Genomic DNA, 15,378 nt, shown 5'->3' on the forward strand with positions numbered 1-15,378 from the left:
GTCCGGCCTGCGTCGGTGCTCGGTTACCCGCGTTCCGTCGGGGGATGCGGGTCCTAGGTGCCGTACGACACCGTGACCTTGGTGAAGCCGAGGGAGTGCAGCAACCCCTCCAGCATGTCGGTGGTGTTGGTCTCGGCGCGGGCGGTCAGCTCGCTGTCCTTCGCCGCGTCCCCGATGTGCCGTACGGCGAGCTTCTGCACGGCCTGTTCGCCGTTCGGGTTGTCCGAGAACAGATCGCCGATGCGGTCGAAGAGGCCGCGCTGCTTGGAGACCGCGTAGGAGCGGTCGGGGTCGAGGGCGGGGGTGCCGAGGCGGGCGTGCGGCAGGTGCAGCGTGGCCGTGGTGCGGTCCTCGTTCACCTTCACGTCGCCCTTGCCGACCTTGCCGAGGTCCACATAGGCGTCCACGGTGCCCGCGCCGACGTAGAGGGTGCGGGTGCCGCGCAGTGCGTCGGGCAGGTACTTGGCGTCCTTCTCCAGGTCCACGACGACCTGGAAGTTGCCGGAGGCGGCGTCGTAACGGCTCATGTCCTGGATGGACTTGAGCAGCGCGGGGCCCGAACGGTCGTGGGTCTCCGTGCCGAAGAAGTCGCGCAGGCCGGGCAGCAGGCTGAGCCTGATCCCGGCGAACATCACGACGAGCACGACCACGACCGCGGTGAGCACCTTGGCCCAGCCGGGCAGGCGGGCGGGCAGACGGGCGGGGCGGCTCTTGCTGGGAGTCTTTGTGGGAGTCGTCATCGTGACGGCCCTCCTTCCTAGAGAGCGGCTTCCCACCGATCCCCGGTGCCAGACCGGCTTGTTGAGAACCTGTGACAGGCGTACGGCAGCGGCTGTATCACCCGATCGGCCGATTCGACCGCACCGGCTTCGGGTGGGGCGGTCCGCGGGTGGTCCGTAGCATGAGAGATCCCGTCTCCAGCCGGACGTGGTCAGCGAGGAGCCGATCGTGCGCGACATCTCCGTGTTCAGCGGCAGTGCCCACCCCGAGCTGGCCGCCGAGGTCTGTGCCCATCTCGGTGTGCCCCTGAGCCCCACCCGCGTCAGCCGGTTCGCCAACGACTGTCTGGAGGTGCAGCTCCAGGCCAACTGCCGGGAACGGGACGTCTTCCTGGTGCAGCCCCTGGTCCGGCCGGTGCAGGAACACCTCGTCGAACTGCTGATGATGTGCGACGCGGCCCGCGGCGCCTCGGCGGGCCGGATCACGGTCGTCATGCCGCACTACTCCTACGCCCGCTCCGACAAGAAGGACGCGCCCCGGATCTCCCTCGGCGGACGTCTGGTCGCCGATCTGCTGACGGCGGCCGGGGTGCACCGCGTGCTGACGATGACCCTGCACTCCCCGCAGGTCCACGGCTTCTTCTCGGTCCCGGTCGACCATCTGCACGCGCGCCGCGAGCTGGCCGCCCACTTCCGCCGCTACGACCTCAGCCGCACTACCGTCGTCTCGCCCGACCTCGGCAACGCCAAGGAGGCCGCCGCGTTCGCCCGGATGATCGGCGCCCAGGTCGCGGCCGGCGCCAAACAGCGTTTCGCCGACGACCGGGTCACCATCAGCGCCGTGATCGGCGAGGTCGCCGGGCGGGACGTGATCGTCCTGGACGACGAGATAGCCAAGGGCAGCACGGTCATCGAACTCCTCGCCCGGCTGCGGGAGTCGGGGGCCGGTCCGATCCGAGTGGCGTGCACGCACGGGCTGTTCGCGGGCGGCGCCCTCAAACGGCTCAGCGAACAGCCGGACGTGCTGGAGATCGTGTGCACCAACACCGTGCCGGTACCGGTCGAGGAGCACACCGACAAGCTGCGGATCCTGTCCATCGCCCCGGCCCTCGCGGAGGCCGTGCGCCGGATCCACAACGGCGAGTCCGTCAGCGCCCTGTTCGACGCGACGCGCAGCGAATAGACAGGAAGGAGCGGCATCGCGCACGTCGTCACCCAGGGGACCAGGGAGGGCTCGCAGTGGCGAAGGCGAAGTTCGAGCGGACCAAACCACACGTCAACATCGGCACCATCGGGCACATCGACCACGGCAAGACGACCCTCACGGCAGCCATCACCAAGGTGCTGCACGACAAGTATCCGGACCTCAACCCCTTCACCCCGTTCGACCAGATCGACAAGGCGCCCGAGGAGCGGCAGCGCGGCATCACGATCTCCATCGCCCATGTGGAGTACCAGACGGAACGCCGGCACTACGCGCACGTCGACTGCCCCGGCCACGCCGACTACATCAAGAACATGATCACCGGCGCGGCCCAGATGGACGGCGCGATCCTCGTCGTCGCCGGCACCGACGGGCCGATGCCGCAGACCAAGGAGCACGTCCTGCTGGCCCGCCAGGTCGGGGTGCCGTACATCGTCGTCGCGCTCAACAAGACCGACATGGTGGACGACGAGGAGATCCTGGAGCTGGTCGAACTGGAGGTGCGCGAGCTGCTCTTCGAGTACGACTTCCCGGGCGACGACGTGCCGGTCGTACGGGTCTCCGCGCTGCGCGCCCTGGAGGGCGACCCGAAGTGGACGCGGTCGGTGCTGGAGCTGCTGGACGCCGTCGACCGTGCGGTGCCCGAGCCGCAGCGGGACGTGGACCGGCCGTTCCTGATGCCGATCGAGGACGTCTTCACCATCACCGGGCGCGGCACGGTCGTCACCGGCCGGATCGAGCGCGGCACGCTACGGGTGCACAGCGAGGTCGAGATCATCGGCATCCACGAGCGCGCGACCCGGACCACGGTCACCGGAGTCGAGATGTTCCGCAAGCTGCTCGACGAGGGGCGGGCCGGGGAGAACGTCGGTCTGCTGCTGCGCGGGATCAAGCGGGAGGAGGTGGAGCGCGGACAGGTGGTGATCAAGCCGGGCTCGGTCACCCCGCACACCCGGTTCGAGGCGCGGGCGTACATCCTGTCCAAGGACGAGGGCGGCCGGCACACGCCCTTCTTCCAGAACTACCGTCCGCAGTTCTACTTCCGCACCACCGATGTGACGGGGGTGGTGACCCTGCCCGAGGGCACCGAGATGGTCATGCCGGGCGACAACACCACCATGACGGTGGAGCTGATCCAGCCGATCGCGATGGAGGAGGGGCTGAAGTTCGCCATCCGGGAGGGCGGGCGGACGGTCGGGGCCGGTCAGGTCACCCGGATCGTCGAGTAGGCGCCTCGGGGCGCCGTCATAACGTGCCGGACGCGGCCTCGGGTCTGCCCAGGGCCGCGTCCAGCGACGCCTGGGGCGGCAGCAGCCGGGACAGGCCGGTCGTCCGCAGGATGCGCAGGGTCAGCGGGTGGGTGCAGACCAGACGCAGCCGCCCGCCCCGGTCCAGGACCCGGCCGCGGGCCCGGTACAGCAGACGCAGCCCGGAGCAGTCGAAGAACTCGATCCGGGTCAGGTCGATCACGACCCGGGGGGCCGGGCCCTTGGTGGCGTCGTCGAGCCGCGCGGTGATCTCCGTCGCCGCGACGATGTCGATCTCGCCGCGGAACTCCAGCACCGTGTACCCGCGGTCCTGGCGGACCCGTAGATGCGGGGTGTCGCGGTGCGGAGCGTCCGTGGCGGGTTCCTGCTGCACGACGACATCGCCTCCAACCCGCTCCACCGGTCGGGAGCCTCCAACGGCGGGGGTGTGCACAGCAGTTCCCCGCTCCAGCAAGGTACCCCCGGTGGAGTGAATTCCAGCATGTTCGATTGACATATGTCTTCGAAATGAGGCCGTGTCGCAGACCAGTTTCCGCCTTTCTTTCACGCCGTGAGCGAAGGGGGCGGCGGCCGGATCGGGCCGGGGTCAGTCCATCGTCAGGACCAGCTTCCCGGTGGTGCGGCCGGTGTCGCCGAGCCGGTGCGCCTCGGCGGCGTCCGCCAGCGGGAACGTTCCCGCGATGGTGGCGCGCAGCTTTCCCGCCTCGGCCAGCGCGGCGATCGTGCGCATGCCGGTCCGGTCGGCGTCCACCACCGTGCGGACCGCCCGGACCCCGAGCCGCTCGGCCTCGTCGTAGAACTCCCGGGTGCCGACCGGGAGGATCGACACCACGATCCCGCCCTCGCGCAGCACTCGCAGCGAGCGCACGGAGGTGTCGCCGCCGAGGGTGTCCAGGACGACGTCGACGTCCTCGACCGCCTCGGTGACGTCGGTCTCCCGGTAGTCGATCACCTCGTCGGCGCCCAGCTCGCGCAGGAAGCCGTGCTTGGCGGCGCTCGCGGTGCCGATGACGTACGCGCCGCGCTCCTTGGCGATCTGCACGGCCACATGGCCGACTCCGCCGGCGGCGGCGTGGATCAGGACCCGCCGGCCCGGTTCGAGTCCGGCGGTCTCCACGAGGGTCTGCCAGGCGGTGAGCGAGACCAGCGGCAGGGCGGCCGCCTGGACGTGGTCCAGGGCGGCCGGCTTGTGCCACAGGGCGCGGGCCGGGGCGACGGCGTACTCCGCGTGCGAGCCGTGGCCGTACGGGTACGGCAGCATGCCGAAGACCTCGTCGCCGGGCGCGAAGTCCGCCACGCCGATGCCGACGGACTCGACGGTGCCGGAGAGGTCCCAGCCCAGGACGAACGGCGGGCCGCCCAGGTGGCCGCCGGTCGCGCGGTGCTTCCAGTCGGTGGGGTTGAGGCCGGCGGCGCGGACGCGGACGAGGACCTGGTTGGTACGGGGTTCGGGCCGCGGGACGTCCCTGAGGGTGAGGACCTCGGGTCCCCCGAGGGAGTCCTGGGTGAGGGCGCGCATGGTGAGGGTCTGGGTGTTCGTGGTGGTCATGCGGACCAGCCTGCCGGGGTCCTGCCCTCCGGGGAATGGCATGATTGCCATTCTTCGATAAGATTCTGCCATGCGAGACGAACGGCGGGTGGCACAGCGGGCCGAAGGGCGTCCCCATCGTGTGGTCGTCCTCGCCCTCGACGGCGTCTACCCCTTCGAACTGGGCATCCCGAGCCGGGTCCTCGGCTCGGCCGACGGCCGCTACGAGGTGCTGACCTGCTCCGTCGACGGCCTCCCGGTCCGCACCAGCGCCGACTTCACGGTGGGCGTCGAACACGGCCCGGCGGCGCTGGACGACGCCGACACGGTGGTGATCGCCCCCGGCACCGACTGGGTCACGGCCGAGCTGCCGGAGCCCGTCCGCGCCGCCCTCGCCAGGATCCGGCCCGGCGCCCGGCTGGTCTCCATCTGCACCGGCGCCTTCGTGCTCGCCGCCGCCGGTCTCCTCGACGGGCGCCGCGCCACCACCCACTGGCAGTTCGCCGACCGCTTCCGCCGGCAGTTCCCGCAGGTCGAACTGGACCCCGGTGTGCTGTTCGTCGACGACGGCGGGGTGCTGACCTCGGCGGGGGCCGCGTCCGGGGTGGACGCCTGTCTGCACCTCCTCCGCGAGGACCACGGCAGCGACCTCGCCAACCGGGTGGCCCGGCGCTGCGTGGTCCCGCCGTTCCGGGACGGCGGCCAGGCCCAGTACATCGAACAGCCCGTGCCCGAGACCGGCGCGGCGAGCACGGCGGCCACCCGCGCGTGGGCGCTGGAACGCCTCGCCGACCCCCTCACCCTGACCGACCTCGCCGCCCACGCCCGCATGAGCCTGCGCACCTTCGCCCGCCGCTTCCACCACGAGGTCGGCCTCAGCCCCGGCCGCTGGCTCATCCAGCAACGCGTCGCCCACGCCCGCCACCTGCTGGAATCCACCGACCTCCCCATCGACGAACTGGCCACCCGCTCCGGCTTCGCCACGTCCGCGTCCCTGCGCCAGCACCTCCACGCGGCGATCGGCGTGTCCCCACAGACGTATCGAAGGACGTTCCAGACGACCCGGTGACGGGGCCTGCGGCGTCGGTCTGAGGGTGGGTGGTCGGTCCTCGTGTCGGCGGCTGCCACGCGTCCAGGGCACGGGGGGCCGTGCGGTGAGGGCGGGCGGCCGGCGCCTGGGGCCACCGGTCGGTAGGAGCGGGCCCGGCTGCCATGGACGGGGGACCCGGGGCCCTCACCCCCCAGCGGCCAGGCGGGTGTGACACCCGGCGGCCCCGCCGTGCGGCACTTGCATGCGGACCGCTTGGTGGCTCGCGTCGGCGGCAGGCGTGCGCGGGCAGGGGCGTTCGTCCTGCGCATCGGCGTGGGTGCCCGCGACGACCGGTGGCCGCGCCGTGTGCCACGCGTCCGGCGTGCGCGGAACCCGGTTGGCTCGGGCGTGGGCCGGGGGCGCCCGGGGCGGGCCGCTTGTCCCGTCGCCCCCCGGGTGTCACCGTCCGTCCGGCAGGTTGCGAGGCCGCCGTTCCCCCCCCGCGTCAGCGGCCGCCGTGCGGCCCTGCCGCCTGTCTCGGGCGCATGCCGGGGGTGCCCGGCAGGGGCGAGTGGCGCACCGCGCGCGGGCCGCCGTTCCAGTGCCCCCCGCGTCACCGCCCCCGCCCCCCTCTCTCTCAGCGGCTGGCGTGCAGCGCCACCAGCAATTGCCATACCTGGTCCGCGATTTCCTCAGGCGTGCCCGGGAGGGTGCCGTGGAGCCAGTCGGCGAGGACTCCGGTGAAGGTTGCGGCGACCGCCGAGGCGATCAGCGGGGCGTCCCGTGCGCCCGCGCGTTCTCGTTCGCGGAGGCTGTACGCGCGGAGGTCGCGGTACAGGACCTGGCCCAGGGGGCCGCCGCCGCCCGGGGGGAGCAGGGTGCGGTACAGCGCCAGGTGCGGGGTCAGGGAGGCGAAGAACTCCGGGAGCGCGGCCGGTGCGCGTACCGGGTCCGGGCGGCCCCGCCAGGCGTGCAGCGCCTCCACCGCCTCGCGTACGACGTCCGCGCAGGCGTCGACCGCGAGGGCCTCCAGGTCGGCGTAGTGCACGTAGAACGTGGCCCGGCCGACGCCCGCCCGCCGTACCAGCGCGGCCACGCCGACCTCCGCCAACGGCCGCTCCGCGCACTCCTGGAGCAGTGCCTCGCGCAGCCGTGCCCGGGTGCGTGCCGCCCGCGGGTCCTCGGGCTCCGCGCGGGTCATCGTGCGGCGAGGACCGCGGCCAGCGCCACCGCGCCGGGCAGGGCCTGGGCGAGCAGGATCCGGCGGTTCGCGGTGACCCCGCCGTACACGCCCGCGACGATCACGCACGACAGGAAGAACACCTGGGCGCGGAACCCGGTCGGGTCGGCGGCGATCAGCCCCCACACCAGACCGGCCGCGAGGAAGCCGTTGTAGAGGCCCTGGTTGGCGGCGAGCGGGGCGGTCCGCCGTGCCATCTCGGCGTCGAAGCCATGGAAGGACATCCCCGGCCTCCGCTGCCACAGGAACATCTCCATCACCAGGATGTAGACGTGCAGCGCGGCCACCAGCGCGACGAGCACGTTCGCCAGGATCTCCATGGACTCCGACTCCCTCAACTTCTTGGACAGGTGTCCATCATAGCGGGACACCTGTCCAAGAAGTCCAGCCGGGAGCCTCACGCGTCCGGCGCCGCGTACACCCGCTCGCCGCCCACGTACGTCAGGGCCACCCCCGTCCCCGCGATCGCCTCCGGCGGCCCCGCGAACGGGTCCCGGTCCAGGACGACCAGGTCGGCCAGCGCGCCCGGCCGCACCACGCCGGTGTCGTCGAGCCGGTTCACGTACGCCGAACCCGCCGTGTACGCCGTCAGCGCCCGGGCCAGGGAGATCCGCTCCCGAGGCAGGAACACCGGCCGCGAGCCGCCGGGTTCGACCCGGTTGACCGCGACATGGACGCCCTGGAGCGGATCGGGGCTGCTGACCGGCCAGTCGCTGCCCGCCGCCAGCCGGGCCCCCGAGCGCAGCAGCGCCCCGAACGGGTACTGCCACCCCGCCCGTTCCGCCCCGAGGAAGGGGATCGTCAGCTCGTCCATCTGGGGTTCGTGCGCCGCCCACAGCGGCTGGATGTTCGCCGTCGCCCCGAGCGCAGCGAACCGCGGCACGTCGTCCGGATGCACCACCTGGAGGTGCGCCAGATGCGGCCGGGTGTCGCTCGGCCCGTTCGCCGCCCGCGCCGCCTCCACGGCGTCCAGCGCGTCCCGTACGGCCCGGTCGCCCAGCGCGTGGAAGTGGCACTGGAAGCCGAGCGCGTCCAACTCGGTCACGTACTTGGGCAGTTGCTCCGGGTCGACGAAACTCGTGCCCCGGTTGGCCGTCGCGCAGCCGCACGCGTCGAGATACGGGTCCAGCAGCGCGGCCGTGCCGTTCTCGGCGACCCCGTCCAGCATCAGCTTCACGCTGTCCGCCCGGAACCGGCCGTGCGCCGACCGCGCCCGCAGCTCGACCAGCTCCGGTATCTGCTCGGCCCCGCGCGTCCGGTCCCACCACAGGGCGCCGACGACCCGCGCGGTCAGCGATCCGTCCCGCGCGGCCGTGAGGTACGCGTCCGTCGGGTCCGGCATCCCCGGGAAGACGCCGATCAGCGCGTCCTGCCAGGCCGTGACGCCGAGCGCGTGCAGCCGGCGCTGGGCGTGCAGCAGGGCGGCCAGCCGGTCGGCCGCCGTGTCGGGCGGGGCGAGCCGGCCGACGAGCTGCATCGCGCCCTCCTGGAGCGTGCCGGCCGGCTCCCCGGACGCGGTCCGCTCGATCCGCCCGTCGGCCGGGTCGGGGGTGTCCCGGGTGATGCCGGCGATCTCCAGCGCGCGCGAGTTCACCCAGGCGCCGTGATGGTCGCGGTTGGGCAGATAGACCGGCCGGTCAGGGACGACGGAGTCGAGGAGTTCCCTGGTCGGCGTACCGCCCTCGAACGCCTCCATCGACCAGCCGCCGCCGGTGATCCACTCCCGCTCGGGATGCGCGTCGGCGTAGGCGCGGACGGCGGCGAGGGTCTCCCGCGCGGTCCTCGCCTTCGTCAGATCGCACCGGGCGAGTTCGAGCCCGGCCGGCACCGGGTGGACGTGCGCGTCCTGGAAGCCCGGCAGCAGCAGCCGTCCGGCGAGGTCCACGACCTCGGTGCGCGGCCCGGCCAGCTCGCGCAGCTCCGGACCGCCGACGGCCGTGATCCGGTCGCCGGTGACGGCCACGGCGGACACCCGGCCGTCGGGGGTCACCCGGCCACTGGGGGCCGTCGGGCCGTCGGGGGTCTCTCCGCCGTCGGGGGTGAAGACGGGGCCGCCGATGAACAGCAGGTCTGCGTGCATGATCCGTTCCTTGTGCGTGGTGGGGGGGGGGGCTGGGTCAGTGGGTGGCCAGCAGCCGGGGCGCGTCCGCGTCGGTCCCGGTGCCCGTGCGGAAGTACGGGGACCTGCGCACCCACTTGGCCCAGGCCGCGGCCACCAGACCGGACGCGATCATCACCAGGGGAGTGAGCAGCAGGAACCAGCCGTTGTCCGGGCTGATCTCCAGATGGTCGGTGGAGGTGTAGAAGGACCAGCAGAGATAGCCGCCGAGACAGAGCAGCGCCGCGGCGCTCAGCACCGGCGCCACCACCGCCCGCAGACCCTGCCGCCAGTCCTCCCGCAGCAGCCCCCGGAAACGCACCGCGGCCGCGAGGGCGGTGAGCGCGTAGGACAGGGCGACGATGATGCCGACCGCGTTCACCGTCGCCATGATCATGTCGGCCAGGCGCGGGATCACCAGGGCCAGCGCCGCCACCGCCGCGGCCAGCGCCCCGATCAGCACGGTCCCGGCGGCCGGGGTGCCGTAGCGCGGGCTGACCCGCGACCAGACCGGCCCGAGCGTACGGTCCCGGCTCATCGCGAACATGCCCCGCGCCGTCGGGATGACCCCCGCCTGGAGCGAGGCCACCGCCGAGAACATCAGCGCGACCAGGGGCAGCGCGGCCAGCGGCTGCGAGGCGAGCCGTTCGCCGAAGAAGGCGAGGCCCTCCGCGCCGTGCCCGGCCAGCTCCTCCTCGGACAGCACCCGCTGGAAGGCGACCGAGCCGAGCAGGAACAGCAGCACCATCGTGACCAGCGTGATCAGACCCGCCCGGGACGCGTCGCGCGGATCGCGGACCTCCTCGGTGACGGTGAACGCGGCCTCGAAGCCCCAGTAACAGAACACCGACAGCAGCAGCCCCTGCGCCAGCGCCGTCGCCGAGGGGATGCCGAACGGGTTGAACCAGCTCAGGCTGAAGGCGTGCGGGCCGGTGACGATGCCGTAGCCGCAGAAGCCCAGCAGCACGACGTACTCGAAGACCAGCAGCCAGGTCTGGAGCCGGGCCGCCGTGCGCACACCGGTGACGGCGGTCAGGGTCACCGCGAGCAGCACGGCCAGGCCCAGCAGGGTCGTCTGGGCGGTGGACCCCGGGTCCAGCGCGAGGCCGCCGAGCGAGTGGATCCCGGCGTCCCCGGCGAGCTGGATCAGCGCCGAGCCGGTCACCGCCGTGGTGTACGCGAGGAACGCGATCGTCGCCACGATGCTCACCCAGCCCACCATGAAGCCGAGCCACGGATTGAGGGAACGGCCCACCCACACATAGCCGTTGCCGGCGTTCGGCTCCACCCGGTTGAGCCGGGTGTAGGCCCCCGCGATGCCCAGCACCGGCAGGAACGCCAGCAGCATGATCGCGGGCAGATGCAGTCCCACCACACCGGCCGTGACCCCGAGGCCGATGCCGATGCTGGTGGTCGCCGCCGTACTGGACGCGGCGATGGCGATCCCGTCGATCACACCGAGGGACCTGCGCAGCACGGGCCGCGCGGGAGGGTCGACGCCGTAGGGCTTGTCGGTCATGGCCAGCACTCCGCTCGCACCGGAGGGGCCTGGGCGGCCCCGGTGAACGCAGATGAAACCGGCGGGGGACTTAACAGGTCAACGGTGTTGTCGTAAGGTGCCGACCATGCGGACCATGCGGACCGTGTTCCCGGCCCCAGGCACCGGAGGGATCCCATGACCGAGCGAGTCGTCGCACCGGACGCCCGCAGACGCCGCCGTCCCACCAAGCAAGGCGTCGTGCTCTCCGAGGAACTGATCGTCGCGACGGCGCTGCGGCTGATCGAGGAGCACGGCGCCGAGGCCCTCTCCGTGCGCCGCCTCGGCCGCGCCCTGGGCGCCGACCCCAGCAGCCTCTACCGGTACTTCCGGCACACCGACGACCTGATGCTCGCCATCGCCGACGAGCTGATCGGCCGCACCCTGCGCGCCTGGCGGCCCACCGGCGACTGGCTGGCCGACCTGCGCGAACTCGGCCTGCGGATGCACGCGGGCGCCCTCGCGCACCCCAGGGCGGCCATCCTCAGCGCCTATCGGGTGACCGGGCGGGTCCATGAGATCCAGGCCGTGGAGACCATCCTCGGCGTGCTGCGCGGGGCCGGGTTCCCCGACCCGGAGGCGGTGCGGATCTACCACGCCTTCGTGGACCAGACCCTCGCCTTCGGCGCCCTGGACTCGGCGCACGTCGCCCTGCCGAAGGCGGCCCGGGAGGCGGAGGCCGAGGTGTGGCGGACCACGTACGGCACGCTGCCCGCCGCCACCCACCCGCATGTCGCGGCGACCGCCCGGTATCTGCGGGAGTCCATGCGGCACAGCTCCTACCCGGCCGCGCTCGACCTGCTGCTCGACGCGGCCGCGGCCCGACTGGCGGCGGTCGGCGGGCGGACGGACGGCTGACGGCCACACTGGAAGCATGACCCGAGCACCGGTCCGCCCCGCGCGGCAGCGCAAGCACGACACGCTCCACCGGCTCGAACACGACGACCACGCGTGGGTCGCCACGGCCGCGCCGCCCACCGACGACGGCGCGGACGGCGCCGTGCCCTGGCTCGTGCCGCTGTCCTTCGTCTGGGACGGCGCCACCCTCCTCCTCGCGACCCCGGCCGCGGGCGTCACCGGCCGCAACCTGCTGGCGGGCGGTGCGGTACGGCTCGGTATCGGCGCGACGACCGACGTCGTGATGATCGAGGGCACCGCCACGGCCGTCCACCCCACCGAACTGCCCGAGGAGGACGCCGAGATCTTCGCCGGCAAGACCGGCTTCGACCCCCGCGAACTCCCCGAGCCCTACCTGTACTTCCACGTCCACCCGCGCCGCGTCCAGGCGTGGCGGACCCGCGAGGAACTCCCGGACCGCGAGCTGATGCGGGACGGCACCTGGCTGGTGGCCGACTGAGACGTCGGCGGCCGCCGGGAACGCCGGTGACCGTCCGAAACCGGGGTATCCGCAAGGTCCGGGGCCGCGACCGCCGTCCCGGACCGCGAAACCCCGGGAGGGACGACATGGCACTGGTGACTGCGGGTGTGGTGATGCTCGACTGCGCGGAGCCCGAGAAGCTCGCCGAGTTCTACAAGGGGCTGCTGGAGGGGGAGGAGAGCGAGGTGAGCGCCAACCGGCTGGAGATCCGGGGCGGCGACGGCACCCGGTTGGCCTTCCGCCGCGACGCCAACGCCACCCCGCCGAGCTGGCCCCGCCCCGAGAACGCCCTCCAGGCCCACCTGGAGTTCCTGGTCGAGGACCTCGACGAGGCCGAGCGCCGGGTCGTCGGCCTGGGCGGCCGCCCCCTGGAGGCCAAGCCGGCCCCCGAAGCCCATGAGGAGCGCCTCTTCTCGGACCCGGCGGGGCACTCCTTCACCCTGCGCCGGACCGTCTCCACGGCGCCGAAGCAGGGCTGACCCGCCGCGTGCCCGCCCCTCCCGCCCCTCCCCACGGGGCCGGTCCCGGCCGGGTCCGGCCCCGTGCCGTCGTCAGTCCCGGCCCTTCTTCCCCTTCTCCTTCTCCTTCGCCGGCCAGACCCCCGTACGGCGTTCGATGGCCACCGCGCCCGTGCGGTCGGCCGCGCTGCGGGCCGCGGCGAAGATCGCGCCCTGGACCGCCGCCGCGAGGATCACCTCGCCCCAGCCGCGGTCGCGGTCCAGGGCGTCCGGGGCGTCGTCCTCGTGCCGCAGCGCCCGCCACGCCGTACGGAAGGCGTAGCCGGCCAGCAGGCCGCCCGCCCAGCCGAAGAGGAATCCGACGGGCTGGTAGACGAGGGGCAGTTTCCGCTTCGCGTTCTTCTTGCTCACGTGGCTCTCCTCACTGTTCAGGGCCGGCCCCGGGCCGGGACCCTCTCGTCGGCGCGGACCGGACCCGGCGGCGTCCCGTTCCCGAACGGCCGTCCGCCCAGCGTCTCCCGCCCGTGCGGGGCGAGCCAGCCGGACAGGTCGGGGCCGAGCGGGACGATCCGGGTCGGGTTGATCCCGGTGTGCACCTGGTAGTAGTGCCGTTTGATGTGGTCGAAGTCGACCGTGTCGCCGAAGCCCGGCGTCTGGTAGAGATCCCGCGCGTACGCCCACAGCACCTGGTTCTCCGCCAGTTTCCACCGGTTGCACTTGAAGTGGCCGTGGTACACCGCGTCGAAACGGACCAGCGTGGTGAACAGCCGGATGTCCGCCTCGGTGATCGTCGCACCGACCAGGTACCGCTGCCCGGCGAGCCGCGACGCGAGCCGCTCCAGCCGCCGGAAGACACCCGCGCAGGCCGCCTCGTACTCGTCCTGCCCGCTCGCGAACCCGGCCCGGTACACGCCGTTGTTGACGTCCTCGTACACCTCGGCCATGACCGTGTCGATCTCGTCCCGCAGCTTCTCCGGGTAGAGGTCGGGCGCGCCGGGCCGGTGCAGGTCCCGCCACTCGGTTGCGAGGTCGAGGGTGAGCCGCTGGTAGTCGTTGGTCACGAGCCGCCCGCTCTCCACGTCGACCACCGCCGGAACGCTGACCCCGCCCGGGTGGCCGGGTTCCCGGCGTTCGTACGCCTCGCCGAGGTAGCGGATGCCGAGGACCGGGTCGCGGCCGTCGGGGTCGAGGGTGAAGCGCCAGCTCCGGTCGTCCTGGATCGGATCGGCGATCGCCATCGACAGCGCGTCCTCCAGCCCGAGCAGCCGCCGTGAGATCACCGCCCGGCTCGCCCACGGACAGGCCCGGCTGACCACCAGCCGGTAGCGTCCCGCCTCCACCGGCCAGCCGTCCCGGCCGTCCGCGGTGATCCGGTCGGTGAACCGGCTCCTGGACCGGGTGAACTTCTGATGGCCGTACGCGCTGTTTCCCCCGCTCATGGAGATCCTCCCGTCGCTCGCGGTCGCGTGTTCCCCTCACCGCGTTCCCCGATCTCCGCGTACGCACCGCAGGAGTCCCGCGCCGGGGCCTCGGGGCAGCGGAAAGCCCCGCCGCGACGGGGGAGCGCGGCGGGGCCCGACAGTCCGGTGCCCGGTCCGCGAGGGTTCATGCGCGCCCGGCGGTAGATTTTTCTACGCGTCCGCCGCCGGGTGCCGTCCGCCCAGGTCAGTCGGCCGCCGGTGTCAGCACGAAGACCGGAATCTCCCGATCCGTCTTCTTCTGGTAGTCGGCGTAGGGCGGGAACGCGGCGACGGCCCGCTCCCACCACCGCGCCTTCTCCTCGCCGGTGACCTCACGGGCCGTCATGTCCTGCTTGACCGTGCGGTCCCGCAGCTCCACATGGGGGTCGGCCTTGACGTTGTGGTACCAGACCGGGTGCTCGGGCGCCCCGCCCTTCGAGGCGACCAGGGCGTACTCCCCGTCGTGCTCGACCCGCATCAGCGGCGTCTTGCGGATCTTCCCGCTGCGGGCGCCCCGCGTGGTCAGCAGGATCACGGGCAGCCCCGTGTCCTGCAAGGTCGTCCCCTCGGTGCCGCCGGAGCTCTCGTACAGCTCCACCTGCTCACGCACCCACTGGGTCGGACTCGGCTCGTACTCGCCTTCGAGCGGCATGGCTCTCCGTCCTCTTCGTAGCGTCGGCTGACGCCTCGATTCAACAACGGCCCGCCCGGGATTCGTCCGCACCGGGCCGAGCCCCGGCCACCTCTTCACCTCCCGGCCCTCAGGCCACCGTGCCCACCGCCAGCACGGTCATCACCGCGCTCGACACCAGCGCCGTGACCAGCCGCCCCCGGTGACCCGTCAGAGCCCGCCCGAGCAGCGCCCCGCCCCCGGCGACCAGCACCTGCCAGCTCGCCGACGCGGCGAACGCCGCTCCCACGAACACCCCTTGTTCCAGGGGCCGTACGGCCTCGGAGGCCCCGCTGCCGAGGACCAGGGCGGCGAAGTAGACCACGGTGGCCGGATTGAGCAGGGTGATCCCCAGCAGACTCAGAAAGGCCCGCCGGGCGGACGGCGGTGGCGGCACGGCCCGCACGGCGAGATACCGCGCCCGGTACCGGCGTACGGCGGTCAGCGCGCCCCGGGCGGCCAGCGCCAGCAGGACCAGGGCCGAGGCCCAGCGCAGCGGCACCAGCACCGGCCGCAGCGCGACCGCGACGGCCGAGCCGCCGACGGTGGCCAGCAGGGCGTACAGCCCGTCGGCGGTGGCGACCCCGAGGGCGGCGCACACCCCGGTACGCAGGGAGGTCCGCGCGGTCAGCGAGACGAGGTAGGTCGCGACGGCCCCGACCGGTACGGCGATCCCGTACCCGGCGACCAGCCCCGCGACGAGCGCGCCCGTCACGGGTGCGAGGGATCGAGCCTCCGCCGGCCGCCGGACTGCTGCTGTCGCCGCGCGGGAACGGCGTCGGCGGGCG

The 15,378-nt window shown here is 73.0% G+C and carries 17 protein-coding genes; 6 read left to right on the forward strand and 11 right to left on the reverse strand.

The genetic code is table 11. From position 1 onward, the window contains the following. Window positions 1–53: 53 nt before the first annotated feature. On the reverse strand, window positions 54–740 hold the full coding sequence (locus tag AFM16_RS33995) for a DUF4230 domain-containing protein (protein WP_078636236.1): 687 nt from the start codon (window positions 738–740) through the stop codon (window positions 54–56). A 208-nt stretch (window positions 741–948) separates the two neighbouring features. On the opposite strand from AFM16_RS33995, the gene AFM16_RS34000 reads away from it, so the two are divergent. After that, window positions 949–1,902 (forward strand): ribose-phosphate diphosphokinase, encoded by a 954-nt coding sequence (locus tag AFM16_RS34000; protein ID WP_030791838.1) that lies wholly within the window; start codon window positions 949–951, stop codon window positions 1,900–1,902. 56 nt (window positions 1,903–1,958) lie between these two features. Further along, window positions 1,959–3,152 carry an elongation factor Tu gene (gene tuf, locus AFM16_RS34005; RefSeq protein WP_078636237.1) on the forward strand — a complete coding sequence of 398 codons (1,194 nt, stop codon included), beginning with the start codon at window positions 1,959–1,961 and terminating at the stop codon, window positions 3,150–3,152. 16 nt (window positions 3,153–3,168) lie between these two features. Here tuf and AFM16_RS34010 read toward each other — a convergent pair whose 3' ends face one another. After that, window positions 3,169–3,564, reverse strand: coding sequence for an anti-sigma factor antagonist (locus AFM16_RS34010; protein WP_245177867.1), 396 nt, complete (start codon window positions 3,562–3,564; stop codon window positions 3,169–3,171). 213 nt (window positions 3,565–3,777) lie between these two features. Further along, window positions 3,778–4,740: an NADP-dependent oxidoreductase gene (locus AFM16_RS34015; RefSeq protein WP_078636239.1), complete on the reverse strand. Its 963-nt coding sequence runs from the start codon at window positions 4,738–4,740 to the stop codon at window positions 3,778–3,780. Window positions 4,741–4,810: 70 nt separating this feature from the next. Here AFM16_RS34015 and AFM16_RS34020 point away from each other — a divergent pair, with 70 nt between their 5' ends. Continuing rightward, window positions 4,811–5,788 (forward strand): GlxA family transcriptional regulator, encoded by a 978-nt coding sequence (locus AFM16_RS34020; protein ID WP_078636240.1) that lies wholly within the window; start codon window positions 4,811–4,813, stop codon window positions 5,786–5,788. Window positions 5,789–6,386: 598 nt separating this feature from the next. Here the strand turns inward: AFM16_RS34020 and AFM16_RS34025 are convergent. From AFM16_RS34025 to AFM16_RS34040, 4 genes are all read right to left on the reverse strand, one after another. Next, a complete protein-coding gene (locus tag AFM16_RS34025; RefSeq protein WP_078636241.1) occupies window positions 6,387–6,950 on the reverse strand; it encodes a TetR/AcrR family transcriptional regulator in 564 nt (187 codons plus the stop codon). Further along, entirely contained in the window at window positions 6,947–7,309 is a 363-nt protein-coding gene (locus AFM16_RS34030) for a DUF1304 domain-containing protein (protein ID WP_030791853.1), read from the reverse strand. Before AFM16_RS34030 ends, AFM16_RS34025 begins: the two co-directional genes overlap by 4 nt. A 77-nt stretch (window positions 7,310–7,386) precedes the next feature. Next, window positions 7,387–9,069, reverse strand: coding sequence for an amidohydrolase (locus AFM16_RS34035; RefSeq protein ID WP_078636242.1), 1,683 nt, complete (start codon window positions 9,067–9,069; stop codon window positions 7,387–7,389). A gap of 37 nt (window positions 9,070–9,106) precedes the next feature. Further along, window positions 9,107–10,606 (reverse strand): APC family permease, encoded by a 1,500-nt coding sequence (locus tag AFM16_RS34040; protein WP_078636243.1) that lies wholly within the window; start codon window positions 10,604–10,606, stop codon window positions 9,107–9,109. Window positions 10,607–10,762: 156 nt separating this feature from the next. On the opposite strand from AFM16_RS34040, the gene AFM16_RS34045 reads away from it, so the two are divergent. The 3 genes from AFM16_RS34045 (at window position 10,763) to AFM16_RS34055 (ending at window position 12,481) form a co-directional block, all read left to right on the forward strand. After that, complete coding sequence (locus tag AFM16_RS34045; RefSeq protein ID WP_030791859.1) at window positions 10,763–11,482, forward strand: TetR/AcrR family transcriptional regulator; 720 nt, start codon at window positions 10,763–10,765, stop codon at window positions 11,480–11,482. Between the two features lie 16 nt (window positions 11,483–11,498). Continuing rightward, the gene (locus tag AFM16_RS34050) at window positions 11,499–11,981 is read left to right on the forward strand and encodes a pyridoxamine 5'-phosphate oxidase family protein (protein ID WP_078636244.1); all 483 of its coding nucleotides are present in this window, start codon (window positions 11,499–11,501) and stop codon (window positions 11,979–11,981) included. 107 nt (window positions 11,982–12,088) lie between these two features. After that, window positions 12,089–12,481: a VOC family protein gene (locus AFM16_RS34055; RefSeq protein WP_078636245.1), complete on the forward strand. Its 393-nt coding sequence runs from the start codon at window positions 12,089–12,091 to the stop codon at window positions 12,479–12,481. Between the two features lie 72 nt (window positions 12,482–12,553). Here the strand turns inward: AFM16_RS34055 and AFM16_RS34060 are convergent, their stop codons facing one another. The 4 genes from AFM16_RS34060 to AFM16_RS34075 all read right to left on the reverse strand — a co-directional run bounded on the left by AFM16_RS34060 (window position 12,554) and on the right by AFM16_RS34075 (window position 15,305). Next, complete coding sequence (locus AFM16_RS34060) at window positions 12,554–12,871, reverse strand: DUF4235 domain-containing protein (protein WP_078636246.1); 318 nt, start codon at window positions 12,869–12,871, stop codon at window positions 12,554–12,556. 17 nt (window positions 12,872–12,888) lie between these two features. After that, the gene (locus tag AFM16_RS34065) at window positions 12,889–13,899 is read right to left on the reverse strand and encodes a glutathione S-transferase family protein (protein ID WP_030791876.1); all 1,011 of its coding nucleotides are present in this window, start codon (window positions 13,897–13,899) and stop codon (window positions 12,889–12,891) included. A 226-nt stretch (window positions 13,900–14,125) separates the two neighbouring features. Beyond that, window positions 14,126–14,572 carry a nitroreductase family deazaflavin-dependent oxidoreductase gene (locus tag AFM16_RS34070; protein ID WP_030791878.1) on the reverse strand — a complete coding sequence of 149 codons (447 nt, stop codon included), beginning with the start codon at window positions 14,570–14,572 and terminating at the stop codon, window positions 14,126–14,128. 109 nt (window positions 14,573–14,681) lie between these two features. After that, window positions 14,682–15,305: a LysE family transporter gene (locus AFM16_RS34075; protein ID WP_078636247.1), complete on the reverse strand. Its 624-nt coding sequence runs from the start codon at window positions 15,303–15,305 to the stop codon at window positions 14,682–14,684. Between the last annotated feature and the right edge of the window lie 73 nt (window positions 15,306–15,378).

Source organism: Streptomyces antibioticus (genome assembly GCF_002019855.1).
Lineage (GTDB): Bacteria > Actinomycetota > Actinomycetes > Streptomycetales > Streptomycetaceae > Streptomyces > Streptomyces antibioticus_B.

Coding starts and splice junctions, on each gene's coding strand:
- AFM16_RS34050 (WP_078636244.1), top strand. CDS start 11,499: ATGACCCGAGCACCGGTCCGCCCCGCGCGGCAGCGCAAGCACGACACG.
- AFM16_RS34070 (WP_030791878.1), bottom strand. CDS start 14,572: ATGCCGCTCGAAGGCGAGTACGAGCCGAGTCCGACCCAGTGGGTGCGT.
- AFM16_RS34045 (WP_030791859.1), top strand. CDS start 10,763: ATGACCGAGCGAGTCGTCGCACCGGACGCCCGCAGACGCCGCCGTCCC.
- AFM16_RS34065 (WP_030791876.1), bottom strand. CDS start 13,899: ATGAGCGGGGGAAACAGCGCGTACGGCCATCAGAAGTTCACCCGGTCC.
- AFM16_RS34020 (WP_078636240.1), top strand. CDS start 4,811: ATGCGAGACGAACGGCGGGTGGCACAGCGGGCCGAAGGGCGTCCCCAT.
- AFM16_RS34040 (WP_078636243.1), bottom strand. CDS start 10,606: ATGACCGACAAGCCCTACGGCGTCGACCCTCCCGCGCGGCCCGTGCTG.
- AFM16_RS34030 (WP_030791853.1), bottom strand. CDS start 7,309: ATGGAGATCCTGGCGAACGTGCTCGTCGCGCTGGTGGCCGCGCTGCAC.
- AFM16_RS34035 (WP_078636242.1), bottom strand. CDS start 9,069: ATGCACGCAGACCTGCTGTTCATCGGCGGCCCCGTCTTCACCCCCGAC.
- AFM16_RS34055 (WP_078636245.1), top strand. CDS start 12,089: ATGGCACTGGTGACTGCGGGTGTGGTGATGCTCGACTGCGCGGAGCCC.
- AFM16_RS34015 (WP_078636239.1), bottom strand. CDS start 4,740: ATGACCACCACGAACACCCAGACCCTCACCATGCGCGCCCTCACCCAG.
- AFM16_RS34025 (WP_078636241.1), bottom strand. CDS start 6,950: ATGACCCGCGCGGAGCCCGAGGACCCGCGGGCGGCACGCACCCGGGCA.
- AFM16_RS33995 (WP_078636236.1), bottom strand. CDS start 740: ATGACGACTCCCACAAAGACTCCCAGCAAGAGCCGCCCCGCCCGTCTG.